11 protein-coding genes are annotated in these 17,861 nt (G+C 58.6%); 6 read left to right on the top strand and 5 right to left on the bottom strand.

Annotated features, from left to right (window positions below; translation table 11 throughout):
• Positions 1-134: 134 nt before the first annotated feature.
• From Q0746_RS15615 to Q0746_RS15635, 5 genes are all read right to left on the bottom strand, one after another.
• On the bottom strand, positions 135-881 hold the full coding sequence (locus tag Q0746_RS15615) for an ATP-binding cassette domain-containing protein (RefSeq protein ID WP_298261938.1): 747 nt from the start codon (positions 879-881) through the stop codon (positions 135-137).
• The gene (locus Q0746_RS15620) at positions 878-1,663 is read right to left on the bottom strand and encodes an ABC transporter permease (RefSeq protein ID WP_298261940.1); all 786 of its coding nucleotides are present in this window, start codon (positions 1,661-1,663) and stop codon (positions 878-880) included. The genes Q0746_RS15615 and Q0746_RS15620 overlap by 4 nt, the downstream gene beginning before the upstream one ends.
• Positions 1,660-2,679: an alanine racemase gene (gene alr, locus Q0746_RS15625; RefSeq protein ID WP_298261943.1), complete on the bottom strand. Its 1,020-nt coding sequence runs from the start codon at positions 2,677-2,679 to the stop codon at positions 1,660-1,662. The genes Q0746_RS15620 and alr overlap by 4 nt, the downstream gene beginning before the upstream one ends.
• A 66-nt stretch (positions 2,680-2,745) precedes the next feature.
• Complete coding sequence (locus tag Q0746_RS15630; protein WP_298261945.1) at positions 2,746-6,408, bottom strand: efflux RND transporter permease subunit; 3,663 nt, start codon at positions 6,406-6,408, stop codon at positions 2,746-2,748.
• Positions 6,405-7,652, bottom strand: coding sequence for an efflux RND transporter periplasmic adaptor subunit (locus Q0746_RS15635; RefSeq protein ID WP_298261947.1), 1,248 nt, complete (start codon positions 7,650-7,652; stop codon positions 6,405-6,407). The genes Q0746_RS15630 and Q0746_RS15635 overlap by 4 nt, the downstream gene beginning before the upstream one ends.
• A gap of 260 nt (positions 7,653-7,912) precedes the next feature.
• Here Q0746_RS15635 and Q0746_RS15640 point away from each other — a divergent pair, with 260 nt between their 5' ends.
• The 6 genes from Q0746_RS15640 (at position 7,913) to Q0746_RS15665 (ending at position 17,832) form a co-directional block, all read left to right on the top strand.
• Complete coding sequence (locus tag Q0746_RS15640) at positions 7,913-8,563, top strand: hypothetical protein (protein ID WP_298261949.1); 651 nt, start codon at positions 7,913-7,915, stop codon at positions 8,561-8,563.
• 102 nt (positions 8,564-8,665) lie between these two features.
• Entirely contained in the window at positions 8,666-10,003 is a 1,338-nt protein-coding gene (locus Q0746_RS15645) for a PQQ-like beta-propeller repeat protein (RefSeq protein ID WP_298261951.1), read from the top strand.
• A gap of 50 nt (positions 10,004-10,053) precedes the next feature.
• Positions 10,054-11,526: a ribosome biogenesis GTPase Der gene (gene der / locus Q0746_RS15650; RefSeq protein WP_298261953.1), complete on the top strand. Its 1,473-nt coding sequence runs from the start codon at positions 10,054-10,056 to the stop codon at positions 11,524-11,526.
• A gap of 653 nt (positions 11,527-12,179) precedes the next feature.
• The gene (locus tag Q0746_RS15655; protein ID WP_298261955.1) at positions 12,180-14,090 is read left to right on the top strand and encodes an HlyD family efflux transporter periplasmic adaptor subunit; all 1,911 of its coding nucleotides are present in this window, start codon (positions 12,180-12,182) and stop codon (positions 14,088-14,090) included.
• Entirely contained in the window at positions 14,087-16,240 is a 2,154-nt protein-coding gene (locus Q0746_RS15660) for an HlyD family efflux transporter periplasmic adaptor subunit (protein WP_298261957.1), read from the top strand. Before Q0746_RS15655 ends, Q0746_RS15660 begins: the two co-directional genes overlap by 4 nt.
• Before the next feature lie 2 nt (positions 16,241-16,242).
• Positions 16,243-17,832, top strand: coding sequence for a hypothetical protein (locus tag Q0746_RS15665; RefSeq protein ID WP_298261959.1), 1,590 nt, complete (start codon positions 16,243-16,245; stop codon positions 17,830-17,832).
• Positions 17,833-17,861: the final 29 nt, after the last annotated feature.

A 17,861-nucleotide genomic window follows, 5' to 3' on the forward strand; every position in this document is an offset into this window, starting at 1 on the left:
TTCGCGCGACTTGGGTGGTTGTCCCATAGGGTTTGAAAGGTCGGCATTATAAAATCCTCTAAAAAATATAGGTTCAATAGAGAAAATTTAGGGAGGGCAAGGAAGGCGGTCAAGTGGCGTATCGCCGACCCTATCTACCTGACGGATTCGATGGGCCCGTCCGCACTGCCGGATATAAATTGAGCCACATAGGGATCGCCAGAGGCATCAAGATCTGCCACAGGCCCACTCCATTGGATGACCCCGTCGTGCAGCATCGCCACCTTATCCGCGATCGCGCGCACGCTCGACATATCATGGGTGATGGTCATGGCCGTGGCGCCCATCTCGACGACAATCTCACGGATTAGATCATTGATAACACCTGACATTATTGGATCAAGGCCAGTGGTGGGTTCGTCGAAAAAGATGATCTCGGGTTCGGCTGCGATGGCACGGGCAAGACCGACGCGCTTTTGCATGCCGCCGGACAACTCAGCCGGAAGGCGGTCAGCCACATCTTCTTTCAGCCCCACGCGGCGCAATTTTTCAACGGCAATAGCGCGGGCTTCCTCGGCGGGGCGCTTGAGAGAGCCACGGAGCAACCGGAAGGCCACATTTTGCCACACAGGCAGGCTGTCAAATAGCGCGGCCCCCTGAAACAGCATTCCAAATCGCGCCAGAAATGCGTCCTGATCTCCGGTGCTCGCATCTTTGCCATCAACAAGGATCGTGCCGCCGTCCGGCTTCACCAGCCCCAAGACGGACTTCAATGCGACGGATTTTCCGGTGCCAGACCCCCCGATGATCACCAAGCTTTCACCCTTTGGGATATGCAGGTTCACCCCCCGCAAAACATGGTTGGGGCCGAAGGATTTGGTGACGTTTTCAAAGCGGATCATGAGGCGAAAAAGATCCCTGTAAGGATGAAGTTTGCGGCCAGTATCAAGACCGCGGCGGCCTCGACCGAGCCTTTGGTGGCTTTGCCGACACCCATGGCGCCGCGTCCGGAATTCATCCCGTAATAACAGCCCATCAACGTCGCTATGCCGCCGTTCACAGCCCCTTTGGCCAAAGAGGACATCACATCTGAAGTCTCAAGGAAATTGGCAGTGTTTTGCAGATAGGTGGCGGAGTTGAAATCCAACGTGCCCACGGCCACGACATAGCCGCCCATGATGCCAATGATGTTCCCGACCGCCACCAATACAGGCACAACGATGATGCCAGCCAGAACGCGCGGCACGGTCAAATATTTCATGGGATGCGTGGATAATGTCACCAAGGCATCGATCTGCTCGGTTACCTTCATCGTGGCAATTTCGGCCGCAATGGACGAGGTCACACGCGCCGCGATCATCAGGCCGACCATGACAGGCCCCAACTCGCGCACGATGCCGATGGCGACGATCTGCGGAACCACGGCCTCAGCGCTAAATCGCGCGCCACCTGCATAGATCTGCAAGGCCAATGCACCGCCGGTAAACAAAGTTGTCAGCCCTATAACGGGCAAGGAGAAATACCCGACATTCATCAAAGCTGCGCCGAATTCTTTAAAGTAGAACGGCGGGCGCAGCATATGGGCAAAGGTTTGGCCCGTGAAGATGGCCAGACGCCCCAAGGCCGCCAAAGCAGACAGGGTGACCGCGCCCAGCAAGGCCAATGGGGTCAGAAGATTGCTCATGAATAAGACCGTTTGTAGCGGTGACCGAGCGACGTGAGAATTTCATAACCGATGGTGCCAGCGGCATCAGCCAATTGATCAACGCTTTGGTGTGGGCCGAGGATGGACAGATGTTCTGGGACGGTATCCAGATGCGTCACATCTACGGTGATCAAATCCATCGACACGCGACCAACCAGCGGGCAGGGGATATCGCCTGCATATAACTGTGCGGTGCTGGACATCGCACGGATTAGCCCGTCGGCATATCCGCCTGATACTGTGGCGATCTGACGAGGGCTGTCGGCGATGAACGCATGCGCGTATCCGACCGCCTCGCCCTTTTGAACGGTGCGGGTTTGGATAACGGGCAAGTCAAGGGTGACAACGGATTGCGCATCCTCAAAGGGCAGGCCGCCATAGAGGCCAACGCCAGGGCGGGTCAAATCAAAGTGATACTCTGGGCCAAGCAGAATACCACCCGTCGCGGCCAAAGACCGAGGTGCCAGTATTCCGGCGGTCATCTCCAAGAACGTCTTGAGCTGTGCTTTGTTGGCGGCATGATCCGGCTCATCTGCGCAGGCAAGATGCGACATCACCAAAGAGGCCTCTTGGCTCATCTCGGGAGACCAGTCGCTGGCCTCAATGCCCAAGCGGTTCATGCCCGTGTCAAGTTGCAGACCGAATGGGTGCTCGGGCAAGCGGGCTTCATGGCGTGCAATTTGTTCGGGTGAGTTCAGCAGCGGCACCGCCCCAAGGTCGAACAGGACTTGCGTGTCGCCTTCCATATGGCCCGAAAAGACGTAGATCACAGGATCGGGGCCTAACGTGGCGCGCAGGGCAGTGGCCTCTTCGGCGGTCGCCACAAAGAAGCTGCGCACGCCAGCCTGCGCCAAGGCCTTGGACACGCGACCAGCCCCCAGACCGTAGCCGTCTGCCTTAACCACCGCGCCAGTGTGTGTGGCCGATTGTCGATCCAGCGTTTGCCAGTTTTCAACCAGCGCGTTCAGATCAATGTGAAGTGTACCTGTTCCCATGACTTCTGGGTGAAACATGGGGGCGGAGAGGTCAAGGGGTTTTGCAGCCCCTTGACCGTTTGCCCGCTATTCCGCCGCCCGCAGGCGATCCGGCTTGGGCCCGTCGTCGGGGGCCGTGTCTTCCTCTGAGGTGTCGTCAACCAAGCTCTCGAGGTCTTCTGCAGCTTGCTCCAGTTTTGCTTTGGCGGCCTTTACTGTCTTCCGCGCATCTTTGAGCACGTCCTCGGCTTCGCGCTCTGCCATGTCAGAGGGATCGGACCACAGAAGGATTGGGTCGTGAATCCGGCGTGCGTTCTTGTTCAGTGCAAGATCACGGGCAGTCCGCGAACCGCGACCACCAAGGGCGCGGAGCTGACGCAGTGACGCATAGGCCCCAGTGGTGATCCACACCCGCAGGGCCAGCATGGCAGGGGTCAGAACCAAGGTTAAAACCGTCGCGACGCCTAGGCCGAAGACCACCGCAGTGGCCAATTGCTTCCACCACAGCGCAGTTGGGCTGTCGATGGAGTAGCCCCCACCGAAAAAGTCGAGGCTGAGGCCGAACATCATCGGCGCCAAACCCGCCATGGTGGTGATGGTGGTCAGCAGAACGGGACGGATGCGGGCCTCGGCGGTGCGGGTGATAGCCTCAAGACGTGGCATATATCGGGAATATTCCTGATAGGTGTCGATCAGAACAATGTTGTTGTTCACCACAATCCCCGCAAGGGCCACAACCCCAGTACCCGTCATAATAATCGAGAACGCCTGATCCATAACCAGCATTCCGATCAGCACGCCGGTGGTCGACAAAATCACCGCTAACAAGACCAGAACCGAATTGTAGAAGGAATTGAACTGCGCCAGCAGGATCACGAACATCAACCCCAATGCCGCAAGAAACGCGTTGCCAAGGAAGGCTTGGCTTTCGGCCTCTTCTTCGGTGTCACCGGCCCATTCAAAGCTAACGGAGGCGGGCAACGGCTTCTCGGTTTCCAACCAATTCGTAATATAGGCAATGCGCTCGTTGGCGTTCATCACTGCGCCGTCTTCTGTGCGTAAGTCGGGGGCCACATCTGCCTTGACGTCAAAGAAACGCTGCTGGTCTATGCGGTCGATCTGGCTCAGCTTTGCGACGGGCTTGCGTGAGATGAAGTTCGACAGCGGGATCAACCCATCAGGCGTGCGCACCTTGAGGTTGTCCAATGTCGACAAGACACGGCTTTCTTCTGGCAAGCGGACGCGAATTTCGATTTCTTCGTCTGAGCTGTCAACGCGCATCGTGTCCAAAAGCAGGCCCCGCGTGACCAGTTGAACCATTGCGCCCACAGTTGCGACATCGGCCTTATACCGGCCAGCGGCTTCCACATCGACGTCAATTTGCCAATCAATGCCGGGCAGGGGCAGGGTGTCTTCAACCGTGATCAGGCCTTCGGTTTCGTCAAATTTGGCGCGTGCGATACGGGTGGCTGCTTGCAAGTCATCCCAATTATCGCCCTTGAGACGCAGGTTCACCGGTTTGCCCCCAGCAGGGCCACGGTCTTGGCTTAGGATTTCGGTGTAGATGCCGGGGATGGCGTCCATCTTGGCCTGCATCTCTTCCAGTATTTCGGTGTCATCGCGCCGGTGACCCCATTCGGCCAACTCAATCTGGATTTGGCCAATGGTGTCCAATGGCCCAGTGGCGCCACCGGTGTTTGTGTCCAACCCGCCTTCGCCCGCAAAGGCAAAGATGGAATCGATGCCCTCAACCGTGGCCACTTGATCCTCCACAAGCCGGACCAGTTTGTCCTTTTCGGTCAAACTTAGGTTCCCGCGGGCGCGGACATAGATGATGGCCTGCTCGGTTTCGGATTCCACGAAGAACTCAACGCCGTTGTTGTTGGCCGAGAAGGTTGCGAAGGTCACCGCGACGAAAGCCCCAACAGCTCCGATAGCAACCAGCGGCATGATCGGGTTGCCTGCGATAAATTTGATGAAATGACCGAACGCGGTGCGGCGGTGGCCGGCGTTGATCCGGCGCGCACGACGTGACCCCGAGACGGAGCCCATGGCCGCAGAAGCGAACATTGCCATTGCCGCAAACAAAATACCGCTAAACAGAAGGGCTCCAAAGCCTGCTTGGCTGCGCTCGATCGGGAGCAGGTAGCTGGGATTCAGCAGCTGCATCGCAGAGACAAACAGCCCGAACATCGCCACGGCAACCAGTGCCAAACGAATGAATATGCTGAAGCCGCGCAGCGCCGCGGATGCCCGCGTAATCAAGCGAGAGATACGGCCAGATACGCCCCCCATAACAGGCAGGTAGATGAGCGCCACGATCAATGACGCGGATAAAACGAAGATCAATGTGACGGGCAACATCCCCATGAATTGCCCCGGAACCCCGGGCCAAAATAACATAGGAAGGAAGGCGCAAAGCGTCGTCGCTGTGGAGGAGATGATCGGCCAAAACATGCGCTTCGCAGCGTCTGTATAGGCCTCCATCGGGCCTGCGCCCTCATCGATGCGCTTGTCGGCATATTCCACCACCACGATGGCACCATCCACCAACATGCCCACAGCCAGAATGAGACCAAACATCACGATGTTGGAGATAGAGATGCCCATGACACCCAAAAGGATGAAGCACAGCAAAAAGGATGTCGGAATCGCAAAACCTACAAGCAAGGCGGATCGCGTGCCCAAGGCGGCCAAGACCACGATCATCACCAATGCAATCGCCGTCAGCACCGAGCCTTCCAGCTGCTGCACCATGTTGTTCACGGTTTTGGACTGATCCAACGTGACGTCAACGCGGATCGCCTCTTGCAGCTCTTGTGGCCAGCTTTCTTGCACTTCGGCCACCGTGTCACGCACCAGCTGTGCGGTGTCGATGATGTTGAACCCTTTGCGTTTGACCACTTGCAAGGCCACGGTTTCATTGCCGTTATAGCGGGCCGTGCCGGTGCGGTCCTCAAAGGTCAGGCGAATATCTGCCAGCTGCCCTAAGGTGACGACACTGTCGCCGTTGACCTTGATGGGCAGCTCGTAGACGTCCAAAGGTTCATCAAAGGACGCTGGGATTTTGACCGAAAATGCGCCCTGTTCGGTGTCAACTTCACCTGCCGCGATCAACAGGTTGTTGTTGTTAACAACGTTGATCAGCTCACCGGCGGAGACATTGTAGGCCTCTAGCGCAAGTGGGTCGATGGTGACTTCCAGCATCTCGTCGCGGTGCCCTGCAAGGCCTGCCTCTAAGATGGGGGGCATCGCTTCGATGACGTCTTGCAGATCCTTTGCAACCTTGGTCAGCGTGCGTTCGGGCAAGTCGCCAGACAGCGACACAATAATGATCGGGAATTCGGAGAAGTTGATCTCGATAAGGTTGTACTGCTCTGCGCCGTCAGGAAATTCTGCCTGTGCCTGACCCATTTTGTCACGCACGTCCGCTAAGATTTTTGTTTTGTCCCAGCCGAATTCAAACTCAAGGGCCACGCCTGCATAGTTCTCGGCTGCGGTGCCGGACAGAGTCTTTAACCCGTCCAGATCTTGCAACTTCGACTCCATCACCTTGACCAACAGCTTCTCGCTGTCCTCGGCGGAGATTCCGGGGAAGGGGACGGACACAAACAATGCCGGAATCTCGATGTCAGGCTCACCCTCTTTGGGGAGGCCCGTGTAGGCAAAAGCCCCGATCACCACCGACATCACAATGAAGGCGATGATCATGCGGGCCCGTTCACCCGCCCAATCAACGAGACCAGTCATGATTTTGGCTCCGCTAAGGTGACTTTGATCGCGACGCCGTCCGTCACATATTCCTGCCCGACGGTGATGATCTTCGCTTCATCCGGCAAGCCCGACACCCACATGCCTGCTGTGGTATCGCGCAAAATGGTGATCGGCATGAAGGACGCGGTGTTTTCATCTGTGGCCAGCTGAACCCCCAAGGTGCCTTCGTTGTTCAATGTCAGCGAAGAGGCAGGAATGAGATGGGCCTTTTCACCTTCGGCGCCGATCAGGATTTCTGCAGTTTGGCCGTCGCGCAGCTGTAGATCGTCATTGTTTACGGTGATTTCCACGCGGAATGTGCGGGTTTCAGGGTCAGAAGATCGCGACAGGAAGGTTACACGCCCTTCGACCGTTTGGTTTGAGGTCGTGCGGCCACCGGCGCGCGCCCCGACCTCGACCTTTGCGACTTCGGTCTCTGGTACAAAGGCCACCAGCTTGATCGGATCAAGTTGAATGACCGTTGCGCAAAGCCCGCCCGGTTGCATGAGGGCGCCCAACTCTGCGGTGTCAGTCTCTAGAAGGCCAGCGAAGGGGGCGCTAATCTTGAGACGATCAATTTCATTGATGGCGCTGGCGATGGCAGCCTCGGCCCCCAAAATACCAGCGCGCGCGCTTTCTACTCCTGCACGAGCGGTCTCAACCGCAGCCAATGCGGATTGAACCGCCGCTTGCGTCCCTGCAACTCGCACTTCCGATGCAAACCCATCAGCGGACAATTGCTTGGCGGCGTTGTCGTTGATCTGCGCCTCTTTCAGGCGGGCTTCTGCTTCCAAAACCCGACCTTGGGCTTCGGGCAGGCGGGCCTTGGCTTCCGGCAGGCGGGCTTGCGCTTCGGCGAGGGCTGTTTGACGCGTACCTGGTTCGATTTCGCACAGCAGTTGCCCAGCTTCGACATAGGAGCCTTTGCGCAAAGGCTCGGATCTGACAAGTCCGGACGTTTCCGCCCGTACATCAATTTGCCGTGCCGCTTCGGTGCGACCGCGCAGCAAAACGGCATTGTCGATGGATTGCGCTGTGGAGGCGGTGGCAACGATAGAAACCACACGCATCCCGTCCTCTGGCGCGGGAGTTGGTTCTTTTGCGACGTCTGGTTCGGGTTCAGCGACCGCAGATGTTTCGGGCTCGTTGGAGGCAAAGGACAGAAGCTTTTCGCGCTCGAACACGATGAGATAGAGCGCAAGCGTCACAACGACCGCAGTAATTATTGAGAATATCCGCATTCTTGTATTCCTTGTGCCGCATATCGGCGAATGAATTCGTTTTGGTATAGCAATAGCTGAACCGACCGGTTCACTTTATCGCCAGAACATCATGCCCGCAAGAGGCTGAAAATCAGTAAATTGCACATCAATTGTGCACTATTATGTAGTACAAGTCGTGTCGCAGTGAATTTGCGGCTATTTGTGCAATGTGCCTTTGCTCTTGGCAAGGTTTAACCCTTCGGGGTATGCCTCTGGCAACTGATAGACGGAGAGCCCTTGTGAGCCAAACTGACAGCTTCATCGAAGAAGTTACCGAAGAGGTCCAGCGCGACCGCCTGTTCGCACTCATCAAGAAATGGGGGTGGGTGGCGATTGCCGCGGTTCTGTTGATCGTTGGCGGCGCGACTTACAATGAATACCGCAAGGCGGCTTTGAAGTCCGAAGCTGAAAGCTTCGGGGATGTGCTGCTGGCAGGTATTGACGTGAATGACGCTGGGGCCACATTGGCCGAGGTGCCAACCGCGAACCCGCTTCAAGCCGCGATCGTAGGCCATCTTGCCGCCGCAGATGCGCTGGCAGGTGACAATGTGGAACTTGGCGTGGCGGAGTTGGGCAAGGTTATCGAAACTCAGGGCGCTCCGGCCGTCTACACAGAACTGGCCGAGTTGAAGCGGGCGTTGGCTTTGTCGCCAGACACCCCACTGGCTGAGCGCCGGACAGCCTTCGAGGCGCTGGCCACCCCCGGGTCGACATTTCAGTCCTTGGCGGAAGAACAACTTGCCCTAATTGCAGCGCAAGAGGGCGACACCGCGCAAGCGATCACCATTTTGCAAGGGGTGCTGGACGGCGCAAATATCACACCGGGCTTGCAACGCCGCGCGTCAGAGTTGATTGTGGCCTTGGGCGGAGAGCTTGAGGACGCGCAATAAGGCGCACCTTGGCAGTCACATGACACGAGTTCGAACAAATGACCGCGCGACGAAAACAGCGCGGCACAGCAAGACAAAAGAGGGTCAGCAGGGGCTATGGGCATGACATTTTCCAAGACTTCACTGACGAGCGTTGCGGTCTGCGCCTTGCTCGCACTTGGCGCATGTGGCGAAGAGGAGCTTGTGCTGGACGGTGAGCGCTTTGATGTGCGCGCTGGATTGCCAGGCAGCGAGGGGGCCGTCGGCGTCAATGGGGCAGTGGAAAACCTGACCCGAGAATTTCGTGCTCCGGCGCAAAAGAGTTATTCAAGCTGGACACATCGCGGCGGCAGCACTGCCCATAAGGTGACGCACCCCGCATTGAATGCAACGCTTACCCCTGTCTGGACGGCCAATATCGGCAAAGGCAACTCTCGCAAGGCGCGGATCACGGCTGATCCGGTTGTCTCTGGCGGGCGAATATTCACCATGGACAGCGTCTCCACAGTGGTCGCTACGGGCTCCGACGGTGCAACTCTCTGGAGCCAAACCCTGATCCCCGGCACTGATAAAGACGGCGATGCCAGTGGCGGCGGGTTGGCTTTTGCTGACGGGACCATTTTCGCAACCACCGGTTTTGGCGAGCTGTTTGCACTGGAAGCAACATCTGGAGCTGTGAAATGGCGCCAAAAACTTGACGCGCCTTTGACCTCTGCCCCGACGGTGGACGGTGGGCTTGTCTATGTGGTGAGCCGCGACAGTCAGGCTTGGGCGCTTGATACCAAGCAAGGCCGCATCAAGTGGCAACTTCCCGGAACGCCCTCCAATGCGGTGGTCAACGGCGGATCTGGCCCTGCCATAGGATCGCGTTTGGTCGTGGTGCCTTATAGTTCCGGTGAGCTGGTCGGGGCTTTGAAAAAGTCGGGTATCCGGCTTTGGGGCGCTTCTGTCGCAGGCAAGCGCAAAGGCGTGGCCTACGCAGGAATTTCCGACGTGACGGGGGATCCTGTCATTGACGCAGGGGTGGTCTTTGCGGGCAATCAGTCGGGGCGCGTTGTGGCGATGAAGGAATCGTCGGGCGAGCGTATCTGGACCGCCAATGAAGGCACCTATTCCCCAGTTTGGCCATCGGGCGACAGTGTGTTTTTGGTGTCCGACCAGAATGAGTTGATCCGGCTGGATCGCGAAACCGGCGCGCGCATTTGGGGCGTCGAACTGCCGTATTACACGTCCAAGAAACTTCGCAAGCGCGATGGAATTTACGCCCACTTCGGTCCGCTTTTGGCGGGTGGACGCTTGCTTGTGGCATCTGGCGACGGGCAAATCCGCAGTTATGATCCGGCCTCTGGGGCGTTTATCGGCACGACCGATTTGAAGGGTGGGGCGGCGTCAGCGCCCGCAATTGTCAACGGCACGCTTTATGTGGTGACCGCCAAGGGGCAACTCGCCGCTTTCCGTTGACGACGTTTGCCTGTATGACCCGCGTCTGACCGACCTTCGGAGCTAATGTCATGTCTTTCACCCTCGCCATTGTGGGCCGTCCTAATGTGGGCAAATCAACGCTGTTCAACCGTCTGGTGGGCAAGCGTCTTGCGTTGGTCGATGACCAACCAGGTGTAACGCGTGACTTGCGCGAAGGGGCGGCGCGTCTGGGGGACTTAAAGTTCACCATCATCGACACCGCCGGTCTGGAAATGGCCACCGACGAGTCGTTGCAAGGGCGCATGCGTATGCTGACCGAGCGCGCGGTGGAGATGGCCGACGCCTGCCTGTTCGTCGTGGACGCGCGATCCGGTGTTTTGCCCGCCGACGAGATTTTCGCCGACATTCTGCGCAAGAAGAATGCCCATGTGATCCTTGCCGCCAATAAGGCCGAAGGGAAGGCCGGTGAAGCCGGATTGATGGAGGCTTATTCCTTGGGATTAGGTGAGCCGCTTGGCTTGTCGGCCGAGCACGGCGAAGGCATGGCCGATCTGGCGTATGTCCTGCGTCCGCTGATAGATCTGGCCGAGAAAGAAAGTGTCGATCACACGCCCGAAGTCGACGTTGACCTAACCGATGAAGACGAGGAATTGGGTGACGATGAGGTGGTTGAATATATCCCGCCAAGTGCTTCTAAACCTTTGCAAATTGCCGTTGTTGGGCGCCCGAATGCAGGCAAGTCCACGCTGATCAATAAGATCCTTGGCGAGGAGCGTTTGCTCACGGGGCCAGAGGCTGGCATCACCCGCGATGCGATCTCGGTGATGACCGAATGGTCCGGCACACATATGCGAATTTTCGACACGGCCGGCATGCGCAAGAAGGCCAAAGTGCAAGAAAAGCTGGAGAAGCTTTCGGTGTCAGACGGGCTGCGTGCGGTGAAATTTGCCGAGGTTGTCGTGGTGCTTCTGGACGTGGATATTCCCTTCGAGCAGCAAGATTTGCGTATCGCCGACTTGGCCGAACGCGAAGGCCGTGCGGTGGTTTTGGCGGTGAACAAATGGGACATGGAAGGCGACAAGCAAGACAAGCTGAAGTCGCTGAAAGAGCAATTCACCCGCCTGTTGCCGCAACTCAAAGGCGCGCCGCTGATCACTGTATCCGCGCTGACGGGCAGGGGGCTGGAACGTCTGCATGACGCCATTCTAGAGGCGCATCAGGTGTGGAACACCCGTGTCACCACCTCGGCCCTGAACCGCTGGTTGGTTGGCATGTTGGAGCAGCACCCGCCACCCGCACCCCAAGGAAAGCGCATCAAACTGCGCTACATGACGCAAGTGAAGGCTCGCCCACCGGGATTCGTTGTAATGGCGTCGCACCCTGATTTGCTGCCCGCGAGCTACTCGCGCTATCTGGTGAACGGCTTGCGCGAGGACTTCGACATGCCCGGCACGCCGATCCGCCTGTTCATGCGATCGCAAAGCGAGGCGAACCCGTTCAAGGGCCGCAAGAAGCCGGGAAGATCCAAGCTGCGCAAGCATATTGAGGGTCGCAAAGACTAGGTTTGATATAGCAGAACCGCCGCTGGGTTGCGGCGGTTCATGGAAACCTCACACCTGCTGTATGTTAAGAGGGTTTTCCTGGAATTAGAGCAGGACGGACCGGTCTCTGAGAGCATCATAGCACATTTTTACAAGATTCGCGCCCCTCTATTGTGGGGCCATCTGGGGGCTGCTTGGGTCTGGGGTAGGGCTGCTCGTTCCGAGATGATGTGTTGGGACGGACTAGCCGGCGCGAGTTCTCAGCCCATAGTGGCATGCTCACTCTACACATTGGCAAATAAAGCGGACCTTCGTTGCCGATGCACTAGAGTCTGCTATGGGCGGACAAAGCGGGCTTTCGCCGCGATTAAGCGAAAGTCTGGTTTTAGGCCTTGGGGATACGTTTCGAGCTCTAGTTTCGCAGATGGTGACTCAATGCAGCCGCAAGGCAGTGTTTCAGCTTGGGGCTAGGTGAGCCAATTCACGATCAAGAAGAACAGCGCGGTTATTTGAGTAAAAAGTATATTTACACCTTGCGATTCAACCTAGCAGCTGTTGACAGTCTCCGCCTCGGCCGCACGATCACGTCACGTTAGCGGGTTCCCAAAGCGACTTTCGGCTGCGTATAGTTGGGCACCGCCAATAATCGCGGCAGCTCCTTGGACCGTTGATCTATGACTTTCTCCCAACAAGAAGACCTTCGCCCCCAGACACCGGTCTCGCAAGCGACAGGTGATGATGACACGTCCGTGATGGTCGATCGTGCGCTGTGGCAGATGCTTCGGCCCTCATCCCAAACGGATGCTTTTGCAAATGCGTGGCTTGCGCTGCAATCACAGTTCATCGGAACTGTCAGCAAAGCGGCAATGATTTTGCCATCGTCGGACAAAGACAACCACATGATCCCGCGCGCGATATGGCCGAAGGACGCGACCATCGATTCCGATATGAGTGCGACCGCAGAGCGGGCAATTGCCGACAAACGCGCTGTGTTGCGTGACATGGGCAAGGGCGCAATCTGCATCTGCTATCCCTATCTTGACGAGGACCGTTTGCTAGGCGCAGCATTGCTACGCTTAGAGGGGTCCACCCAGCAAGAGGCCCGACAGGCGATGCGCCGATTGCAATGGGGCGGCGGCTGGGTCGAGTTGCGTGACGCACGGACTCGCGAACACGCCATCGAAGCCGAGCGCGATCGTGGGCAGGCGGCCATCGACGTTCTAGTGGAACTGCTTGAGGCCCGCGGCCACCGCGCGGCGGCCATGGCGGCGGCCACGGCGACAGCGACAGGTTTGGATTGCGACCGCGTATCGGTAGGCTTGCTAAGTGGCAAAAAGTTGAAAGTCGCGGCGGTGTCGCACACGGCGGACATGGGCATGCAGCTGTCGCTGGCGCAACTGATCCGCCGTGCTATGCTGGAATGCCTTGACCAAGGCGGTCCGATCTTGCGCCGTGCCACCTCCGAGGCTGATGCGCAAGAAGACACGCGCGTGTCTCGCGCACACGGTGAATTGCTTCGTCAGCAGGGCGCAATGTCCGTGCTGACACTGCCGTTGAGTGACGCCGATGGCGAGGTGATCGGCACAATGACGCTGGAACACCGCGACGTGGCCGGACTGACCTCTGAACGCCGCGACCTTGCACTCGGGATCGGAGCACTGATAGGACCGATTCTGCGTCAAAAAATGCTCGCGGATCGCGGTTGGCCGATGCGCTTGATGATCTCAATTGGACGCGTTCTGGCGGCGATATTCGGGCCTGCGCGGCTCGGCACGAAGCTGGCGTTTCTGCTGCTCGCGGCGGCGGTCTTTTGGGCGGCGACGGCGCGCACTGCGTACGAGGTCGTGGCGGATGCGCGGCTGGAAGGCACTGAGCAGCGGATCGTGTCCGCCCCGTTTGATGGCTATCTTGTGGGCCAGACCGTGCGACCGGGGGATCGCGTGATTGCAGGTCAGGTGCTGGCCCAATTGGACGACCGCGATCTGCGCTTGCGTCTGATGGCAGCTGAGGCCGAACTCAACGAAAGCGAGATCGAGCGCAACGAGGCTACGGCCCTGGGACGCCGCACAGACGAGGCGCTTCTAGGCGCGCAAATCGCGCAGGCCAATGCGCAGATCGATCTGTTGCGGGAGCAAATTTCGCGCACGGAACTGGTGGCACCGTTTGACGGGGTCGTGGTTTCGGGGGATCGCACTCAAGAACTCGGCACAGCAATTTCGCGTGGGGAAGAATTGTTCGTGATTGCGCCGCTAGACGACTACCGCTTGCGGCTGTCGGTCGAAGAAGGTGACATCGCAGTGCTGATTGCGGGGCAAGTGGGCCGCGTTCGCTTTGCCGCGCGGCCGGACGAAACGTTCCCTTTTGCGGTCGAGCGCATCCTGTCCGTCGCCACACCCGAAGATGGCGGCAATCGCTTCGCGCTTGAGGCGCATCTTGACGCTCCACCATCCACCGGTACGGAGGTCTTACTGCCTGGTATGGAAGGTGTGGCGCGCGTGTCAATTGAGGATCGTCTGACGATACAGGTCTGGACGCAGGACTTCGTGAACTGGCTGCGCCTTGCCACTTGGCGCTGGCTGCCGTGAGCATTGCGCCGACCCCATATTCGGCTATCTGGGCGCAAGTTGCGTCACTTCGCCCCGTATTGCGACCGCATGCCATTTTGCACCGGCAATACTTTCGCGGCTCGCTTTGGTATGTGATGGAAGATCCGACTGGCGGAAAGTTTTTTCGGTTCTCGCCGGAAGCCTATGCTCTGATCGGAATGATGGACGGGCGTCGCTCGCTGGGGGAGGTGGCACGCGCTGCGGAAGAGCGCCTTGGCGTCAATGCACCCACGCAGGACGAAATTGTACAACTGCTGTCACAGCTTCATGTGGCAGGGGTTCTAACGACCGACCGCATCCCCGACCTTGAGGAAATCGCAGAACGTGACAGCACCATGCGCCGCAAGCGGATGATGCAATCCATGCGCAACCCGTTGGGCGTTAAGGTCCCGCTTTTCGCGATCGACGGTTTCGTCAGCGCGACGATGCCGCTGGTGCGCCCCTTATTTACATGGGTGGGATTCATTGCGTGGTTGGGGCTGATTGTATGGGGCACGGTGATGGCCGCGATTCATTGGGACGAACTGACCGGAAATATTGTGGACCGCGTGCTGTCGGGTAACGGGATCGCGTTGCTGTTGATCTCTTATCCGCTGGTTAAGCTGCTGCACGAGTTGGGGCATGGATATGCTGTGAAACACTGGGGCGGGCAGGTGCGTGAGGTAGGGGTGATGTTCCTTGTGTTCATGCCAGTACCATACGTCGATGCATCTGCAGCGATTGGGTTTCCGTCCAAGCGGCACCGTATGGTGGTTGGGGCGGCAGGGATTATGGTAGAGTTGGCTGTCGCAGCTACAGCGATGATCGTGTGGACCGAGATGGAGCCAGGCATTGCGAGGGCGTTGATGTTTAACATCATGTTGATCGGCGGCGTTTCGACGCTGTTATTCAACGGCAATCCGTTGCTGCGCTTTGACGGCTATTATGTCTTAACTGACCTGATCGAAGTGCCTAATCTGGGCCAGCGGTCCAACAAATACCTATCATACCTGGTGCGCCACTATCTGTTCGGTCTGGACAACGCGCGATCCCCTGTCACAGCACGTGGCGAACGAAAGTGGCTGTTCTGGTACGCGGTCCTCGCCTTTATCTACCGTATGATCATAATGCTCGGGATTTCACTATTCGTGGCCGGAAAGTTCTTTTTTGTCGGGATTGCACTGGCGCTGTGGTCTGTAGTGTTGATGATCGTTCTGCCGATCTCCAAGGCGGTGATATATTTGTTGAGTGCACCGGAACTAGAAACTCGCCGCCGTCGTGCCTTTATTGCGACGGCGGGTCTTGTGGCGGTGATCTGCGGGCCATTGGTAGTTATCCCCGTGCCGGATGCAACAATCGCGTGGGGCGTGGTCGTCGCCCCCGGTGAGACGCGGGTGATGACGCGAACGGGAGGCTGGCTGAGTGATGTGGCAAGCGCGGGTCGCATGGTCGATGATGCGCAGTTACAGGTGGCGCAACTCGAAGATCCGTTGGCAGCGCCACGCGCCCGTCTCGTCGCTGCGCAATTGCATGAGGCCGAGATACAACTCGCCGCCAGCGACGCCCGTGACCCACTGCAGGCGCGGATCGACGTGTCACGGCGTGACCTTGCTTTGCGCGATCTGGAACGATTAAGCGAACAGCAAGGCGCGCTGCAAGTGCTGGCCCCGCAGACCGGACAATTCCAACCGCTGATCGGCGCTGACAGGTTGGGGCGGTTCGTACCGCAGGGAACCGTGCTGGGCTATGTCACCGATGACAGCGACGGCTGGGTCGTGCGGGCTGTGGTGCCGCAAGAGGAAGTCGACCGGATCGCAGTAGGGCAGGGGCCGATCTCCTTGCGGTTCTCTACCGAGCCCTCAGTGACATACATGGCGCACATCGTCGCGCGGACACCGCGTGCCACTCGTGATTTGCCGAGCGCGGCGCTGACGACGACTTTCGGGGGGCCGATCCCTGCCGACTTTGGACCCAACCAAGCCCGTGCACTTGAAAGTGTATTCATACTTGATCTGGCTGTTGACGGACGCCCTGATGCATTGTTTTTCAACCAGCGGGTCTGGGTGCGTTTCGATCAGGGCCGCAGCCCGATTGCCGTGCAATGGGGCCGCTGGATGCGGCAGGTCTTTCTTGACCGGTTTGGGGTCTAGTCATGGCGCAACGCGCAGGGCCTGCTGCAGGCGCACTGGACAAGCAGGGTCGCAAGTTGTGGGTCAGGGTCTGGCCGGTCGCTCGACCGTTGGCGATTGTCGGGCTTGCGTTGCGGGGGCGGCAGACGCGGAAGGCCCGCGCTGCGATGATCCGGAAACTGCCCTACATTGACCGTCTGCGTGCACTGGCCGTGTCGCGCGGTTGGATAGTCGAACTCCCCGATCCAGCACGCCGCGAAGCGGTGCTGGAACTGGCGGCCCTAATCCTGTCGCAACACCGGCGCGGAGTTACGATTGCAACCAGCCATCCTGGTGACGCAGAGCGATTGGCGGTAGCGATGGAAGCCCCATTTTCGCGAATGGGCAGGACGCTTGAACCGTTGGATGATGCAGCTGCTTTCCCGGACGGTCGGACCACGGTCGGACAATTGCGTCGGATCGCCCATGACCGGCTGCGCGACCGGATCTTGATCGATGAACCTGCAACGCCCTTGCGGCTGGCAACGCGCCAGTTGCGCGGCAAACCGATGACTGTGCCGACCCAGCGGCGCGACCCTGCTGTCCTCCTTGTCGATGCGGATCGTGCGTTGTTGGATGACGCCCGCAGCGCCATCGCGGGGGGCGCGGCATTGGATCATATTTTTGCCCCGGCCGAAGGACGGCGTGCTCTGGCACTCGCAAATAAACTGGAGCAAGGCATCGACTGGACGGTTGAAAAACAACCCAGCCTCAGCGCGATCGGGCGCGTGCGCGTTTCAGAGGTGGACGACACTGAATTGCCCGTAGAAATCGCGCGGCGCGTATTCTTGGTGACACTTGCGCTGACAGCGTTGCACCAGCTACGCAAGGGCCATGATTACGTGATCGAGGACGGCGCCCTGACCATCATCGACCCACGGACTGGCGAACCCGATCCGGGACAGACTTGGACCAGCGGCGTGCAGCAGATGGTGGAATTGCGCAACGGTCTGCGCCCCACTCCCGTGCGCCGTTCACGCGCGCAAATCGGGCTGGGTGAAGTGCTGGACAAGGTGCCTCTTCTAGGAGGCGTCGCAGCGGATCTGGACGGGGCAGGACGGGAGTTGCATCTGCTTTATGGCACGCCCGTCTGGACGTCACAGCGCCCCCGCAAGAGCTGCCGGATATTCGTGCGCACTAACGCCGCACTCGTTAAGTTTCTGGAGCGTCAAGCAAAGGATGGCGCGACCATCGTTACCGACCGCCCCGAGCTTGCAAGCGGGTTGGGTCCCGTGCGCCGTGAAGCCGCTGAACAAGGGCTGTCGAACCCGACCGAACTGATCGTTTTGGCGGACGCCACTGAAAGCCGCCGCACCGCAATTACTTTGTCCCAACGCAACGCCAGAGTGCAGGTTCTGGAGTGTCTGTCGCTAGACGATCCGGCGTTTTCGGGATGGCGCTGGCGCGTGCTGCGATGGCTTTGGCCGGTGCTGCCGTGGCGCAATTTTCGGGCGTCGCGATTGCTGGAACATCAGCGCCGAAAAATCGGCAAAGCTGCGGCGCGTCAGAGAGCGAGTCAGAAGGACGCTGCGACACGTCGGCGGCGCCTTTTGGCCTTCGCCTCCCGAGTCTAGAAAAGATTTTCAGTGAATTAGGATAATTT

Source organism: uncultured Litoreibacter sp. (genome assembly GCF_947487515.1).
In the GTDB taxonomy this organism is placed as follows: Bacteria; Pseudomonadota; Alphaproteobacteria; order Rhodobacterales; family Rhodobacteraceae; genus Litoreibacter.

Excerpts from the sequence above, each read along its gene's own strand:
- Q0746_RS15615 (WP_298261938.1), bottom strand. The coding sequence starts at position 881 with ATGATCCGCTTTGAAAACGTCACCAAATCCTTCGGCCCCAACCATGTT.
- Q0746_RS15620 (WP_298261940.1), bottom strand. The coding sequence starts at position 1,663 with ATGAGCAATCTTCTGACCCCATTGGCCTTGCTGGGCGCGGTCACCCTG.
- alr (WP_298261943.1), bottom strand. The coding sequence starts at position 2,679 with ATGGGAACAGGTACACTTCACATTGATCTGAACGCGCTGGTTGAAAAC.
- Q0746_RS15630 (WP_298261945.1), bottom strand. The coding sequence starts at position 6,408 with ATGACTGGTCTCGTTGATTGGGCGGGTGAACGGGCCCGCATGATCATC.
- Q0746_RS15635 (WP_298261947.1), bottom strand. The coding sequence starts at position 7,652 with ATGCGGATATTCTCAATAATTACTGCGGTCGTTGTGACGCTTGCGCTC.
- Q0746_RS15645 (WP_298261951.1), top strand. The coding sequence starts at position 8,666 with ATGACATTTTCCAAGACTTCACTGACGAGCGTTGCGGTCTGCGCCTTG.
- der (WP_298261953.1), top strand. The coding sequence starts at position 10,054 with ATGTCTTTCACCCTCGCCATTGTGGGCCGTCCTAATGTGGGCAAATCA.
- Q0746_RS15655 (WP_298261955.1), top strand. The coding sequence starts at position 12,180 with ATGACTTTCTCCCAACAAGAAGACCTTCGCCCCCAGACACCGGTCTCG.
- Q0746_RS15665 (WP_298261959.1), top strand. The coding sequence starts at position 16,243 with ATGGCGCAACGCGCAGGGCCTGCTGCAGGCGCACTGGACAAGCAGGGT.